The organism is Prevotella sp. HMSC077E09, assembly GCF_001814685.1.
Classification (GTDB): Bacteria; Bacteroidota; Bacteroidia; order Bacteroidales; family Bacteroidaceae; genus Prevotella; species Prevotella oris.
This window is the reverse complement of record NZ_KV817574.1, coordinates 95095-110630: the sequence shown is the minus strand read 5'-3', so window position 1 is coordinate 110630 and position 15536 is coordinate 95095. Positions and strand designations below refer to the sequence as shown.

Annotated in this window: 11 protein-coding genes; 9 read left to right on the top strand and 2 right to left on the bottom strand. The window is 46.4% G+C overall.

The genetic code is table 11. The features are described from left to right. Positions 1–569: 569 nt before the first annotated feature. Together HMPREF2983_RS08895 and fldA are read right to left on the bottom strand one after the other, a co-directional pair. Positions 570–914 (bottom strand): DUF2023 family protein, encoded by a 345-nt coding sequence (locus HMPREF2983_RS08895; RefSeq protein ID WP_004378399.1) that lies wholly within the window; start codon positions 912–914, stop codon positions 570–572. 11 nt (positions 915–925) lie between these two features. Next, on the bottom strand, positions 926–1429 hold the full coding sequence (fldA, locus tag HMPREF2983_RS08890) for a flavodoxin FldA (RefSeq protein WP_070667786.1): 504 nt from the start codon (positions 1427–1429) through the stop codon (positions 926–928). A 329-nt stretch (positions 1430–1758) separates the two neighbouring features. On the opposite strand from fldA, the gene HMPREF2983_RS08885 reads away from it, so the two are divergent. The 9 genes from HMPREF2983_RS08885 (at position 1759) to HMPREF2983_RS08850 (ending at position 15426) form a co-directional block, all read left to right on the top strand. Next, positions 1759–3063 (top strand): hypothetical protein, encoded by a 1305-nt coding sequence (locus HMPREF2983_RS08885; protein WP_018919890.1) that lies wholly within the window; start codon positions 1759–1761, stop codon positions 3061–3063. A gap of 109 nt (positions 3064–3172) precedes the next feature. Next, the gene (locus tag HMPREF2983_RS14425) at positions 3173–3610 is read left to right on the top strand and encodes an imelysin family protein (RefSeq protein WP_256374460.1); all 438 of its coding nucleotides are present in this window, start codon (positions 3173–3175) and stop codon (positions 3608–3610) included. Further along, positions 3508–4350 carry an imelysin family protein gene (locus HMPREF2983_RS08880; RefSeq protein WP_256374461.1) on the top strand — a complete coding sequence of 281 codons (843 nt, stop codon included), beginning with the start codon at positions 3508–3510 and terminating at the stop codon, positions 4348–4350. The genes HMPREF2983_RS14425 and HMPREF2983_RS08880 overlap by 103 nt, the downstream gene beginning before the upstream one ends. Before the next feature lie 110 nt (positions 4351–4460). After that, positions 4461–6218, top strand: a complete 1758-nt coding sequence (locus tag HMPREF2983_RS08875; RefSeq protein WP_070667785.1) for a di-heme oxidoredictase family protein — start codon at positions 4461–4463, stop codon at positions 6216–6218. Between the two features lie 543 nt (positions 6219–6761). Beyond that, positions 6762–7868 (top strand): imelysin family protein, encoded by a 1107-nt coding sequence (locus tag HMPREF2983_RS08870; RefSeq protein WP_070667784.1) that lies wholly within the window; start codon positions 6762–6764, stop codon positions 7866–7868. Beyond that, positions 7861–10137, top strand: a complete 2277-nt coding sequence (gene ccsA / locus HMPREF2983_RS08865; RefSeq protein WP_070667783.1) for a cytochrome c biogenesis protein CcsA — start codon at positions 7861–7863, stop codon at positions 10135–10137. The genes HMPREF2983_RS08870 and ccsA overlap by 8 nt, the downstream gene beginning before the upstream one ends. A 107-nt stretch (positions 10138–10244) precedes the next feature. After that, positions 10245–11429 carry a Rid family hydrolase gene (locus HMPREF2983_RS08860; RefSeq protein WP_070667782.1) on the top strand — a complete coding sequence of 395 codons (1185 nt, stop codon included), beginning with the start codon at positions 10245–10247 and terminating at the stop codon, positions 11427–11429. A gap of 53 nt (positions 11430–11482) precedes the next feature. Further along, entirely contained in the window at positions 11483–12682 is a 1200-nt protein-coding gene (locus tag HMPREF2983_RS08855) for a glycosyl hydrolase 53 family protein (RefSeq protein WP_070667781.1), read from the top strand. A gap of 794 nt (positions 12683–13476) precedes the next feature. After that, positions 13477–15426 (top strand): leucine-rich repeat domain-containing protein, encoded by a 1950-nt coding sequence (locus HMPREF2983_RS08850; RefSeq protein WP_246829385.1) that lies wholly within the window; start codon positions 13477–13479, stop codon positions 15424–15426. Positions 15427–15536 lie beyond the last annotated feature (110 nt).

Below are 15536 nucleotides of genomic sequence, written 5' to 3'. Positions count from 1 at the left end.
ATAACAAGCGTTCTTTGTTAGGCAGAAAACAGCGGAGCCAAGTAGCTCGCTCGTTTCCAAATCGTTACCTATTTAGTTTTACCAACAAGGTAACTTCTTTATTTTCAATAAGTTGTATTTTAAGAATTATCTTAGCTTGCTTTCTGCGTCACTTTACCGTCTCATATGGCACAAAATACAGACCCATGAGCCGCTATTTATTACATAAGAGGCAACGAATTACATTAAAACATTGGTTATCAAGCAATTAAAAAGAAGCCTCAAAACTCGCGTATTTCCACCGAGTGACGATTTCTTTTGAAACAAGGCCCGTCCTGACGAGGCTTTTGTAAAATAACATGATGCATCTTTAACACATTTATCTACACACACTTCATGTCCTAAAACGAAAAAAGAGTTGTCTCGCGACAACCCTTTTACTTTTATACAAAAACATTATGAAATCTATGTAGCGAACAAGATTATTCTAATTGATAATGGTAATTAATATCTTGTATGACGGCGTTGCCGGACTTTCTCAAGTTTGCAAGCGCTATCGTTACTATAGTTATATGAGACTGGCAAGGCCGCTATGCCTTGCGTTTACAATATCGTTCGCACTGACTGCAGATGTCATAGCCCAGCAAGGTGCCGAGAATGAAATCTTCTTCGGGCGTGAGTTGATTGAGCGGACGACCTGCAAAGGTACGTATAGCATCCATACATTCCTTGCGCCCAAAGAACAGATTGATGCGCTTGTTGCCTACAGGCTGAATGAGATAATCAATACCTTGGCGCTCAAGTTTGCATACAGCTTGTTGCTGATAGCGGTCAGGAAAGGTGTAGAGAACCATGTTTCTCACACCCTTCTTGTACTGATAGATCTGCTCGGAGAGCACTCTCAAGTCGGTCGGTACAGCTTCAGTCTGCAGCATGTTGCTTTATTTTAGAGTTCTGGCTGAATTTCCTTCACCCATGCATCAATGCGTTCATCGGTCTTATCGTCCTCGTTAACCTCGTCAAGTGCAAGGCCTACGAAGTGTCCGTCAACGACAGCTTCAGAGTCATCATAGGTGTAACCATCGGCTGAAACCTGTCCAATGACCTTTGCACCAGCCTCTTTCACTGCATTGAAAAGCTCGGCCATACCACCGCAGAAGGTGTCACAATAGCCCTCACTGTCACCGCAACCGAAGATAGCTACAGTCTTTCCACTGAGTCCGGCAGCCTTCAATGTCTTCACACCATCGTACCAATCGTCCTGCATTTCACCTGCACCCCATGTTGAAGTACCGAGAATGAGATTCTGATAAGCACCGAGCTGATCGGCAGAAACTTTGGAAACATCGAAGACATCAGCGTTGTCTACACCGAGTTTTGTTGCAATACGAGAAGCAAGGTCCTGGCAAGTGCCTGTTGAAGAACCGTAGATAATACAAGTCTTATTCATTTTTTAATTCCTTTCTTAGTTTATGCTTGTGAGCATTTTCTATTTGATTGATTACGGTTGCAAAATTAATGGCTTTGCAATTAAGGTGCAATACCTAAAAAGAATGAAATGTATAAAATGATATTTTCACTATTTTTAGGTATTGAAAACAATTGGATTTCTTGATAACTTTGCAGTCGAATAAGTGCAGTGGTGATTGACTTCCTGGATTGTTCATCGAAAAGTGCCTTGCAATCCTTGGCATTCAGCTATTTCATGACACTGGGTTCACAATCAGATAGTCTGCACTTTTCTCTTTATCATAGAACAGAAACATTAAAAGAATAATAATGAAAAGTTGTAAGTTCAGAATGATAACGAGTCTCCTCTTCGCAGGATTGGCATTGCAATCCCAAGCACAGGTTAACGCTATCGACTCCGTAATGAATCATGTAAAGGGTAACAAACTCAGCGTAGGTGGCTATGGTGAGATCGGTTACACACGCGAATTCTTCAGTGACAATCCTTATAAATACAGTCAAGCCGGCAAATATAAGAACGATCCGAGCCATGGAAAGTTTGATATCCCCCATGCAGTTATCTACTTAGGTTACGACTTTGGCAAAGGTTGGACTATGGGAACAGAGATTGAATTCGAGCATGGTGGCAGCGGAAGTTCCTATGAAAAGGAGTACGAAGAAAGCGGAGAATGGGAACACGAGGTAGAGAAAGGCGGAGAAGTTGAGTTAGAACAGTTCTGGATTCAAAAGAGTTTCTCCCGCATGTTCAATCTCCGCGCAGGCCATATCGTTGTACCTATCGGCTTAACGAACGCTTATCACGAGCCATTGAACTTCTTTACGGTCTATCGTCCGGAGGGAGAAGCAACCATACTTCCCTGTACCTGGCACCAGACGGGTATCAGTCTGTGGGGTCATATAGGGCAGGACTGGAAGTATCAACTGCAGTTTTTGGCCGGATTGAATGCCTTGAGCTTCAACCGCGACAATTGGATTAAGAAAGGAGCAAGCTCTGCTTTCGAGTTCGAACCGGCCAACAAGTATGCCGTAGCCTTGCGTATTGACAACTATTCTATCCCTGGTCTACGCCTCGGTATAAGCGGATACTATGGTCACAGCATCGACAATTCACTCGGTCGCGATGCGAATGGAACAGCAGCTAAACTCAAGGGAGCCGTTACCATCGGCTCTGTTGACTTCACATTCAACCGTTTCAACTGGATTGTTCGAGGCAGCTTTGACTATGGGCACTTAGGCGATGCAGAGAAAGTACAGTTACTTCCAGGACGACAGACAAAGACTTCACCTTTCAATCACGACCCTGTCAGCAAGACAGCTATAGCTACAGGCATTGAAGCCGGTTGGGATTTGTTCTCCCAAATTGCCCGTCTGCATCAGGATAATCAGAAACTTTATCTCTTCGGCCGCTACGAATACTACAACTCTTACAAGGCAAGTGGCACACAAATGAAGTTTCCTTACACTGAAAAAAACCGCATTGCTTTCGGCTTCAACTACTATCCAATCAAGCAGATTGTAGTGAAAGGCGAGTATTCTCACCGCTTCTTGAAGAGTGCTTACAATAATGAACCATCGGTTTCTCTTGGAGTTGCCTATGAAGGTTTCTTCCTTTAAGGGTGAAAAAAGAAACGAATAACAAGGTAAGTCTATACCTTTTTAAATAAGAGTAACAAGGAATCTTAACTTAATATACAAACAAAAGAAAAAGATTTTCAAGTATGCCATGCTCTTTGCCATGGTTTGTTCACTGACAACTGCCATGACTTCATGCAGCAGTAATGATGATGACACCCCACAAACCGGCCAGTTAAGCGAGGGCGACAAGTATCTTCAGAAGGTGCTTGCAGCCAATGTTGACAACACCATTAACCCCACTTACAAGGCTTTGGCCGACGGATGTGAGAAACTAAACAATGAACTTGAGGCCCTGACACCAGGTTCAATCACACAGCAACAAGTAGATAATGTATGCAAAACTTTCCTCGAAGCGCGTGCCAACTACGAGGGCAGTGAGGCATTCCTGCTTGGTGCAGCCTCTCACTTCCTTATCGACCACACATCGATTCATGGCCTCTCGGTCTTAATGAACTTTACAATTACCTCAAAGCTGACCACAAATACAAGATTACCGACCAAAGTATTCTCGGCTTCCATGGTATAGAATTCATCCTCTTCCGCGATGGTAAACCACGCAAGGCAGCTGAATTGAACTCACATGACAGCTACAATCAAGACGGTATTGACTTCACTATCTTCAGCGGGACACAAGAACTTGACTATGCAAAAGCCGTTGCTGAAGACCTCCGCAACAGTGTTTATCGCTTGGAATGTTCATGGGATGAGAATGCAAACAAGGAGCATGTGAAAGTTCTCGACGAATTGGAAACCGTCTACAAGACCGATAAAGGCTTCTCTTACGGCTACGAAATGAAGAATGCCGGCGACCCAACCAAGAGCACATACAACACGGTTAAGCTTGCTGTCAGCTCTGTATTGACAGGCGACAACAGTGCAGGTGGTATTGCAGATGAGGTTGGTAACACCAAGATCAACAATCCATTCTCCGGTAAAGACGAAAGTTATATCGAGTCACCTTACAGCTATAACTCCCTCACTGACTTCCAGAACAACATCCACAGCATTGAGAATGTATGGTTCGGCGGTGTAGAAGGCAAGCGCGGTGAATACAGTTTCCACAACTACTTCAAGAAGTATGACGCCAAAGTAGGCCAGCGTGTGGAGACAGCTATCAGCGATGCACTGAAGCAAATCGCTGCAATCAAGTACCCATTCGTTAAGAATATCAAGGATCCTCAGTGCAAGAATGCAATCAAAGCATGCCAGGAGCTGAACGATGCACTTGCTGCAGCCTCTGATTTTGTAGGCAAGAACAACAAGTAAACAACCTATCCGGCATTGCCAATGCAATACATACGGGCATGAAGGAGACGCTTCTTCATGTCCGTATCTACGCATTTTGAAAAACGATACTCTACAAAACAAAAAATATTATGATACAGAAAATGAATTTCGGAAAGCTCTTGCTGCTCGGCACAATGATGTTAGCAGTGACGGCTTGTAGCGACGATGACAACATCAAACCCTACAACCCCAATGAGAACATCGGTAAGAATGTAGGCAATTTCAGTGCTGCCGAATGGTATCCCGGAGGCGAGAAAGGAACCACTTCGAATGAAGAAGGCTGCTACAGCAACCCTGCTCCGGAGATTGAAAACATCGGGTTGTACCAGACTTTCAAGCGCGGAGAGACTTTCTTCGACCACGCATACACCCTCTTTAACCGTCCTTACACGGGTCTTGGCCCTGCATATGTGCGTTCAGGTTGCGAATACTGCCACCCTTCTTACGGTCATGGCAAGCGCCAAAACAAGTATGAAGCCGACCAAATGGGCAATGGATACCTGCTCGTCATCTATCATCCTACGGCAGGAACCGACCCTGACGGCGTGAAATATGCAGCCAACTCATACATCCGTCAGGTAACAGGTATGCCGCAAACCAAGGCAATGTATCCTTTCAAGGCACCTGTTGACGAACGCGGCATCCACATGGAATGGAAGAAACTTTCAGGCACCATGCCCTCCGGTCTGTCTGCAACGCAGTTCCCTGATGGTGAGAAATACGAGCTGACTTATCCCGAAGTAACCATCGAACAGAGTGCTTTCAACACCAATCCGAAGCCTACCAACTATGAAGTCCGACTCGAATCAACGATTGGTATGTATGGCACAGGCCTGCTTGATGCCATTGATCAAGACTCCATGAAGGTGCAGTATGCCCGCGAAGCAGCCAATCCTCACGTGAAACTCAACCCTGGTATGTGGGACACTGCAGCCCAAGATTGGGCAGTTTCGGCATGGTATAAGTTGGCAGACGGCACAAAACGCGTGAAGAAATTCACTTATGCAATGACTCGTGCATCGCTTCTTGACGGCCCAGGTGCCAATGCTATCTGGAACATTACCAACGTTACGCGCAGCGACCGCCACTATCTTTACACCACAGCTGCATGGGCAAAGGCCATGAGTGAAGACGAAAGCGTCATCAAGGAAATTCAAGAACAGGGACAAAAGCCGTCATCTCTGCTTCATCCCTACTACGGAGACGGTACCAAAGCAGGTATAAAGAAGCTTGTGAATGACTTGTTAAGCCTTAACAGTAACAAGCCCGAAACGCACAAAGCCTATAAGAAATACTTCGTAGACATGGCACCTTGGAACGGACAGGAAGAGATGCGGGATGAAGACTACTATGCTTTCGCCGTATGGCATAAGGGACTTGGCGTGCCACAGGCCCGTAATCTCGACTCGAAAGAAGTGCAGCGAGGCAAGCAACTCTTTTATCAGATGGGCTGTACTGCCTGCCATCGTCCTTCATGGACTATCAAAAAGGACAACAGTTGGGTTGATCCCATCAGCCGTAACTATGCTTCTATAGGTCATGGTCTGCCTGATTACAGCGGAACGACTATCTGGCCATACACCGACCTCGTGCAACACAGGCTGTCTATGATAAATGATATCCGCACGGGATGGTGCAGAACGACGCCGCTCTGGGGTCGCGGACTGTCTATTCAAGAGACAGGTGAAGGCTCAAGACTGCACGACTGCCGTGCTCACAACGTGGTTGAAGCCATCATGTGGCACGCTTACAGCAAGGAGAGCGATGCCTTCTTCGCAGCCAACAAGTTCTATCATCTGCCGAAAGCAGACCGAGATGCTGTCGTAGCATTCATCAATGCGATATAGAAAAAAACACACCCAAGCTCTCTAAAACCCACCCCCAACCCCTCCCCAAGGGAGGGGAGGGCGAGCGAGGAAGGGCTTATGATGACGCAATACGATAGCTAATGATGCATGATGTGTTGCGAAATGTTAGTTCGGCGATAGCCAATGATGCATGATGTGTTGCGAAATGTTAGTTCAACGACAGCCAATGATGCGTGATGCATTGTGCATTATGCATTAACAAAAGGGAGAGGAAGCAAGCTTGCAGACGTTTAACCAAGGGTTCGTTGGCTTTCCGAGCCAACGCAAAACGCCTCCAACAGCTTGAAAGATACGGTGAAAATGCGATTGCAGATGCAGGAGGTTGGAATTTCAGTCCATACACCCTGTTTTGTAACACATAATCCATTGACAATCAAATCATTACAAACAGAGTTCTCATATGCGTCAAGTTAGCGTGCAATATGCGTCAAATGACCGTGTCATCTGCGTCAAGTCAGCGGCTGATATGACGCATATGAGAACCTCACTTCATAGGTATTAGTTATTTTACTGTTTTTCTTCATGACTCAACATCATTTCAAATACATTGCATTTACATTTTTCCTGCTCTGCACAACCTTGTTTTCGTGCAGCGATAAAAATGGAGATGACGGTGACAAGACACAGAGACTCACGCTTCAGCAAGTCGTAGAGAACGATATAGACGGCGTCATCCGCGAGCGATATAAAGTGTTGGCAACAAGCACCGACGCCTTTTATAAAGCGCTGTCTGCACTCGAAACGCCTGCAATGACGCAAGAGCAGTTAAACCAAGTGTGCCGACTGTTTCTCAAAGCCCGCGGTACCTATGAAAAGAGTGAAGCCTTCTTCTTCGGTGCCAACGCCCATTTCTCCGTAGATTCTGACATCAATTCGTGGCCTTTAGACCGTCTCCGCTATCAACAGCTCATGGAAAGCAACGACCCACTCGACCGTACAGAAGGCTGGCCTTCAGGCATTGTGGGCTGGCATGGCATTGAATATGTAATCTTCAGAGACGGGAAACCGCGCCCCACTGACGACATCAAACCGCGTGAACTCAAATATGCCAAGACCTTGGCAAGCAATCTCCGACTGCGTTGTTTCCAGCTTCATTGCGGCTGGAATGCCAATGCAGACCCTCGCTATAAGACCGAACTTGATGCGGCAAGTCTGCCTTATCAATCGCCGGAAGGCACCGACTACCGCAGTTATATGCTTACGGCCTACACGCCACAGCGGGCAGCTCAAGTCATCCTTACAGGCGACAAAGGCATGATGGGGCTTGCCGATGAAATGGCACGCACGAAGTTTGGCGAGCCTTTCGAACATCAAGATGCCGACTATATTGAGTCGCCTTACAGCCACACTTCATTGGAAGACCTGCGCGATAACCTGCAGAGCATCAGCAATCTATGGTATGGAAGCCGCAACGATGCCTTTGATGCATGGTTCAAAACGCGCAATCCTGCCATTGCAAAAGCTGTCGGAGAAGCTTTCAACAAAGCGCTTCAGGCCATTAACAGCGTGCCCGAACCCTTTGTAAAGCACTATAATGATGCCGCCGTGAAGCAGGCCATAGAAGCTTTGGAAAACTTAGGAAAACAACTTGAGCAAGCAAACGACTTTATACAAAAACACAATGATTAAGAAAACAGCATTCATTTTCTATATAGTTTTAATTGTAGTGATGGCAGCGGCCACCATTATCGAACACTTCTATTCTACGCCCTTTGCCTCACAATATATATATGGTGCATGGTGGTTCTGCCTGTTGTGGGCATTCTTGGTGGCTGCCGGTGTGGTCTATATCGTAAAGTCCCGCCTGCGAAAATGGAACCTCCTGCTGCTTCATCTCTCAATGATTGTGATACTCCTTGGCGCTTACCTCACCCACACAACAGGTTTCAAAGGCATGGTGCACCTACGGGGTGACCAGCCCACAAACCTTTACACAGAGATGATCTCCATGACAGAAACGCGCACGCATCAGCTGCCGTTCTCTGTCCGTCTCGACCATTTCGACATACAATATCACGACGGGACACAGGCTGCTTCAGACTATACGACCCACTTTGTCATCATCGACGGAGCCGAAACACAACATGCACAAGTGTCGATGAATAAGGTATATTACTACCGCGGCACACGTTTCTATCAAGCCAGTTATGACACCGACAACCACGGAAGTTACCTCAGTGTGAACAGCGATCCCTATGGACTTCCCGTCACATACACGGGCTATGGCCTGCTGTTCTTTTCGCTTTTATGGCTTCTTGTCGACCCTCAAGGAACATTCAGAAAGTTGCTTCGCAGTCCCGTTCTCAGGAAATCATTGGCCACATTGCTGCTGCTTGTCGCATCGTCATCGGCAGTCCACGCCACCAAAGAACGCTTTTCAGCTCCTGTCATCGACCAACCCGTTGCCGAAAAGTTCGGAGATCTCTATATCAACTACAACGAACGCATCTGTCCCTTGCAGACTTTCGCCCTTGATTTCCTAAAGAAAATCTATGGCAAACGAAGCTATAAAGGTGATGATGCCACGCAAGTGCTGATGAGTTGGATATTCTTTGACGATGCATGGAATAGTGAACCGATTGTGCATGTCAACAGTGCAGAGATGCGCGAAACGTTCGGATTGCCCGAATATACGAATGTGAAAGCATTCTTTCAAGACGGAGAATACGTCCTCGGGCAATATGTCTACGACTATCAGCAGGGGCAACAGGATGCGCTTCACAAGGCTTGTGCCGACATGGACAGCAAGCTCCAAATCATCATGTCGCTGCAGAAAGGCACACCACTTGCCCTCTTCCCGCATACGTTTCGTGGTGGACAGACACAGTGGTTTTCACCATTTGAGCTGTATCCCAAACAGCTTCCGAAGAATGATTTCTTATTGATCAAGAGCTATTTTCCGGCACTCTATCAAGCCGTTTCCGGGCGAGAAGACGGCAATGCCATTCAACTCATTGAGCAACTGCGAAGCTATCAGCAGCGCAATGCAGGCGCCTCGCTCCCTACCGACATGCAATTTCGGGCCGAGAAATGCTACAACAGCGTGCCTTTTGCAACGGTTCTTTTCATCTTCAACCTTACATTTGGCCTCATCAGTATGCTTCTTGTGCTCCGCCGGTTGACCACTTCCAAGACGCAACTCTTAGGCCTGCGCCCGTCAATCCTGCATGGATTGCTCATCATGTTGCTTGCTGTTTCATTCCTTGCACTGTCATTTGCCTTGGCATTGCGCTGGATAATCAGCGACAATATCCCTTTAAGCAACGGCTATGAGTCGATGCTTTCCATGGCTTGGTTTGTCATGTTGATTACCCTTGTGACGGCTTTGGCCATGCGATCGCTGCGCTTACTCGTCATCACTTTTGGCTTCTTGCTGAGCGGTTTCTTTCTTTTGGTCAGCCATATCGGTCAAATGGACCCGGCAATCGGCCATATCATGCCCGTATTGAACAGTCCGTTGTTGAGCGTTCACGTGAGTATCATCATGATGAGTTATGCACTTCTGGCCCTCACTTTCATCTGCGGACTCACTGCCTTGACACTCTCTGCACTGCAACACATGCGAGGCTGTCAGCAAACAGCACAGGAACAGTCGGCAGCTTTAATGATATTGAGCCGCATTTTCCTTTATCCTGCCATCACAACGCTTGGACTTGGCATCTTCATCGGTGCGATATGGGCCAACATCAGCTGGGGAAACTACTGGTCGTGGGACCCGAAAGAGACGTGGGCGCTTATCACTTTCATGGTCTATGCGGTGCTTCTTCACCTGCAAAGTGTGCCTGCTCTCCGCACTCCTCAACGCTTCCACCTCTACACAACGATTGCTTTCCTGACGATAGTCATGACTTATTTCGGCGTGAACTACGTGCTTGGAGGCATGCACAGCTATGCTTAGGGAGAGCCTCCCCTACCCCTTCATAACGAGGGGAAAGCCAAAGCAGAGGGCGACAGAGGACATATGATATCGACAAAATAAAACAATTGATGAATAAAGAATAACAGATGATGCCGAAGACAAATACGCAAGAGGTTATTTCCAACTTCACAACACCCCGTCATTCCGGTCGGACTCCCCTCTTTGCTGAGGGGGCTGGGGAGGCTTTTCCAGTAAAAATTGCGGATGAAGCCTCGTTCATCATCCACGCATCCGACCCTTGTGCGCCCTTTACTACACAGCTCCAGGAGGTTATCTCGCGTTACGATGAAATCAAAAACAGGCTGATGCCCGATGCAGAATCCGTCATGAAGCGCTATTTTCTGAGTGATGCTGCCAATCAGGAAGACGAAGTTTATGCCACAGATGAGTCTGACTGTGCCCTCTCCGTAGTACAACAACCACCGCTTGACGGCACGAAAGTCGCCCTCTGGGTTTATCTGTTATCCGGCATCAAGAGGCAGAATTGCACGCATGGTGTATATAGTGTGACCCGTGGTGCCTACGAACACCTGTGGTATGCAGGTGCCGTGGCGAACTCATCAAGTTCAGAACACCAGACCACACGCATTCTTGAAGACTACGTGATGCGCCTCATTGAAAACGAATGTACGTTGAAAGACAACTGCGTTCGCACGTGGTTTTTCGTCAACGACATTGACAACAACTATTCAGGTGTAGTGAAAGCGCGCAATGAAGTGTTCATGACGCAGGGCTTAACGCCCGAAACTCACTACATTTCCAGCACGGGAATAGGTGGTCGGGTGGCCGATTCCAAGGTGTTTGCCACAATGGATGCCTACGCCGTGAAAGGCTTGTTGCCGGGGCAGATGACTTATCTCTATGCGCTTGACCACATGAACCGCACGAGCGAATATGGCGTAAGCTTTGAAAGAGCGACTCAAATTGACTACGGAGATCGCCGACATGTGTTCGTTTCGGGCACTGCAAGCATCGACAACCAAGGGCAGGTGGTCTGGCCACGCGACATCAAACATCAAGTAAAACGCATGTGGGAGAACGTTGAAGCCTTGCTGAAAGAAGCCGAAATGAACTTCAACGATATCACGTTTGCCCTTGTCTATCTGCGTGATCCGTCTGATTATGCTGTCGTTTCAGCCCTCTTCCAGAAGCAATTCCCCAACACTCCACACCTCCTGCTCCATGCTCCGGTGTGTCGACCAGGCTGGTTAATCGAAATGGAATGCATGGCAGTGAAGGCTATCCACAATGAAAGATTTCCCGAATTTTAATGCTTTCATGACTTTTTTGTATCTTTGCTGCGAATTAAAAGAATGATTTAGCAATGAAATTCAATGTGAAGACAGTGTGCGTTATGGTGCTCACCGCACTGATGACTCTTATTTCTTGCGGCTGCAATGACCATGAACCAAATGGGAAAACGACACCGAAACCCGACGTAAAACCTACGGAAACAGTGACGAAATACGTTGGAGGAGACATTTCACTCCTGCCGGAATACGAGAAAGCGGGAGCCATTTTCAAGGACAAGGGGACTGCCGTTGCCCCGCTTGTGCTGTTCAAGAAGGCGGGCTGGAACGCCATGCGACTGCGCCTTTTCGTCAATCCTGACCAATACAAAGGGGCAGATCGCGACCCGAATGCATGCCAGAACTTAGCTTATATCCTGCCTTTGGCCAAACAGATCAAGGCTGCAGGCTTCAAACTTCTGCTTGATTTCCATTACTCCGACACGTGGGCTGACCCCGCAAAGCAATGGACTCCGGCTGCCTGGGCAGGGCTTGACGACAGTCAATTGGCTGCAAAACTCAAAGCTTATACAGCGGAAGTGCTGACGAAGATGAAGCAAAACGGCACAGAACCCGACCTTATCCAGACCGGTAATGAAATCAGTTATGGCATGCTCTGGGGGCAGAATGCAGCCACAGCACGCTATTGTTATCCTTCGTCTCCACAGGAAAACTGGAACCGTTTCACGCAATTGCTGCATGCTGCAACCGCTGCATGCAGGGAGATTTGCCCCAAAGCAAAGATTATTCTGCACACCGAACGCGTGTCAACTACCCAGCAACACGACAACACCAACTATCAGGCACTGCTCAATTTCTATCAGCAGATGCAGTTGGCAAAGGTTGATTACGACATCATCGGCCTCAGCTACTACCCTTATTTCCATGGCCCGATGAGTGAACTCAACGTGGCCATTTCGCGCTTAGAGACCTCGTTCAGCGGTAAAGACATCATGCTTGTGGAGACAGGCTACCCCTACAAATGGCCCGTAGGCGGTTCAACTTTCGACTATACTGCCCAATATCCCTACTCGCTTCAAGGCCAACAGCGCTTCACTGCAGCCCTTATCACGATGCTGAAAACCCACAAACGCGTAACAGGATTATTCTGGTGGTGGCCCGAATACAATGCTTTCAGCACCCAACTCAGCGGTTGGTACAACGCACCTCTGTTCGACAGTACCACCGGAGAGGCCACCCCTGCATTGTATGAACTGAAGAAATTCGCTGAATAACAACCGATATCTTTCGTTTCCTCGTGCCTAATTCTACCATGAGGAAACGAAGGCTATCCATCTTCCTATCGCTTTTTATCTTTCAAGACGGCCGAAAAAGCAGGCCCAAAGCTTTGAGTTCAAAAAGCCACTCCCTATCATTTCCTTTTCTTTTCCTTAGCTTACATCTTTTTGGAAAACTCTGCTCAAACCGCATAGTCAGCCCTCTCATTCTGTTAAATAACATTAAATAATGGGGGGGGTAGACCTTTCATAGTGAAACATCGTTTTATTTCGTACCTTTGCAAACATCTTAGTGATACTACTTAAAGTAAGGTTATCAAACCGAATATTAGGGAAAGAAAAGCAACGCAACTGTAATGCAAACAGACAAGCATGGTAAGAAGAAAATTATTCAAACTCTTTAAACGGATAAGAACGGGAGGATGACGTGCCTTGGGGCAAGTCGTTCATAGGTTTCTTCATTCAGAAAGAATGATGGAAACAACTTTCTAAACTTTTTAGAACATGTAACTTACAAGAGAATACGGTGCAGATTCTGTACCGAAGGAACTTCATGACGGTTGAAAACAACTACGTACAACGAATAGACATGACTGACATTTACACTTATTATGCTGTTCAGACACAGCATTACCAACCTTTCGTTTCCTACCCTAAGCTTATGGAAAGCGACAGGAGAAAGCACAATGTAGCCTCTGCTCCCACATCTCTTTTAGCAGCACTTCTGCCTTGCAGAGGCAGAATATCTATTCCTTGACGGTTTCAATAAGATTAATTTTAATAACAATAATATGATAAGAAGATTATTACTCATTACAATTTGCCTGCTGACCATAGGTATTGCAGAGGCAAAATTAAAGGTATCGACCGAAGCAGACGGCACAGTTGTGCTCACATTAGAGGCTCAGGGAGACATCAATAGAGAGTTTACGGAAAAGGGGTATGCCTCATACGAGGCTTCAGACCTGCTGAAACCGCATCTCAATGCCAAGAAGATGAAGATTGTAACTCCCGAGAATGTCAAGCTGAACGATGAGGACTTGGAGCGCATCACGGGTATGGCTGATGAAGAAAACAACTTCTCAAAGTTGGAAAATCTCGACATGAAAGAGGCTAACGTAGAACATGATGCGACCCTTGTCAAGCTGAATTTCATGGATAACCTTAAGACTTTTACATTTCCAAAGACTACAACAGAGATACCACAATATTGCTTTGCAAATGGAAGTTGTAAGATAGAGCATGTTATTATCCCCGATAATCCGAAACGAAGTGTAACCATTGGAGTGCAAGCTTTCGGCTCATCGCTCAAGTCTATCGTTCTTGGTGCGGTCGATCCCAATGGGGATAGTAAAATAAAATTGCAAGCATTCTTAAATTGTACCAATCTTTATAAGGTCGATTTCCACTTTGGTTGGAAGACAATTGGCACTCAATCGTTCTACGGTTGCAAAGCTTTGAAGCATGTAGTGCTGCCCGAAGGAGTAGAAACAATTAAGAATGGCGCCTTCTCGGACACTGCCATAGAGACTATCCACTTACCAAGTACGCTGAAAAAAATCGAGGCTAATGCATTCCTTTGCCGTAACCTGAAAAGCATAACAATACCGGCCAGCGTAGAATATATTGAAGCTTTCGCTTTCCAAGAAACCGGCTCACTGACCGATGTCTATGTGTTGGGGACAAAGACCAAGGCGGAAAACCAAGCCTTTCCACCTCAAGAAGTTAGTAATTTCATTTGTAACAAGACAACAGAAAAATATCACTTGTCTGATCTCAAACGAGCAAGTAATGGTAAGCCTGTAACTGTATTGCACTATCCCGAGGCTGCAAAAGACGACTATGTCAATAAACATTCTCGGACATTAGGGGGAGAGACAAACAGTGTCAAGACTGAAGAAGGTGACATTATGCCTACACAAGAAGTTGGAAAATACTCCACTGCATCGGGTAACTACGCAGGATGGCAGAACTTTGCAGCAACAACCAAGGGCAAGAAAGAAGAGATTTGGGAAGACAGTGTGCGTGTAGATGACAAATGGTATTCCATGTGCCTGCCTTTCGACATGACCAAAATTCAGTTGGAAAGTGCCTACGGTTCAGAGGTAGAAGTAGTTGAGTTCTCAAAAGCCTACACAAAGAATGAGGGCACAATTAAGTATCTCCACCTTGAATTCAAGACGCCAGTCACAGAGACAAAAGCCCATCATCCCTACATGATACACCCTTCATTGCACGCCGGAACCCAAAAAGGTGTCAAGACAACTATAGTAGGAATCAAGAAGAAAGAAGAAAAAGAGAGCAACCTTGAAACCGTTGTTAAGACAGTGAATGGTATCAATTATAAGTTCATTGGCAATTATACAAAAAACAAGGTCATGCCTGCACCATGCTATTTCTATTACAACGGAGCCGGTGCAACCAATGGAACATTCGCTTCAGGGTTCTATAAACGCACGAAAGTTGGAGGCAAATGGGGGCAATATTCGGCTATTGTCATCCCGTCAAGTGAAGACGGTGTGCACGCCAAAGCCTACACAGTGTTCTATGATGCAGGACATAATCAACCGACAGGTATCGCCAACATCAACGCAGGTTCACAGACTTTGAGCAATGACAAGAGCTTCGGCAACCGCGTGATGAACCTTAACGGCCAGACCGTGCGCCAGGGTTCAGATGCTCTCTCCGGTCTCCCTGCAGGCATTTATATCGTGAATGGCAAGAAATACGTGGTCAGATAAGCGTCATTGCGAATAGCATCAATAGATGAATTCGGCATACAGGATAATGCCAATAAAGGTTTTTCAAAGAACCTTGTAACACAAACAACGACAAAAGTCTTAATGAATTA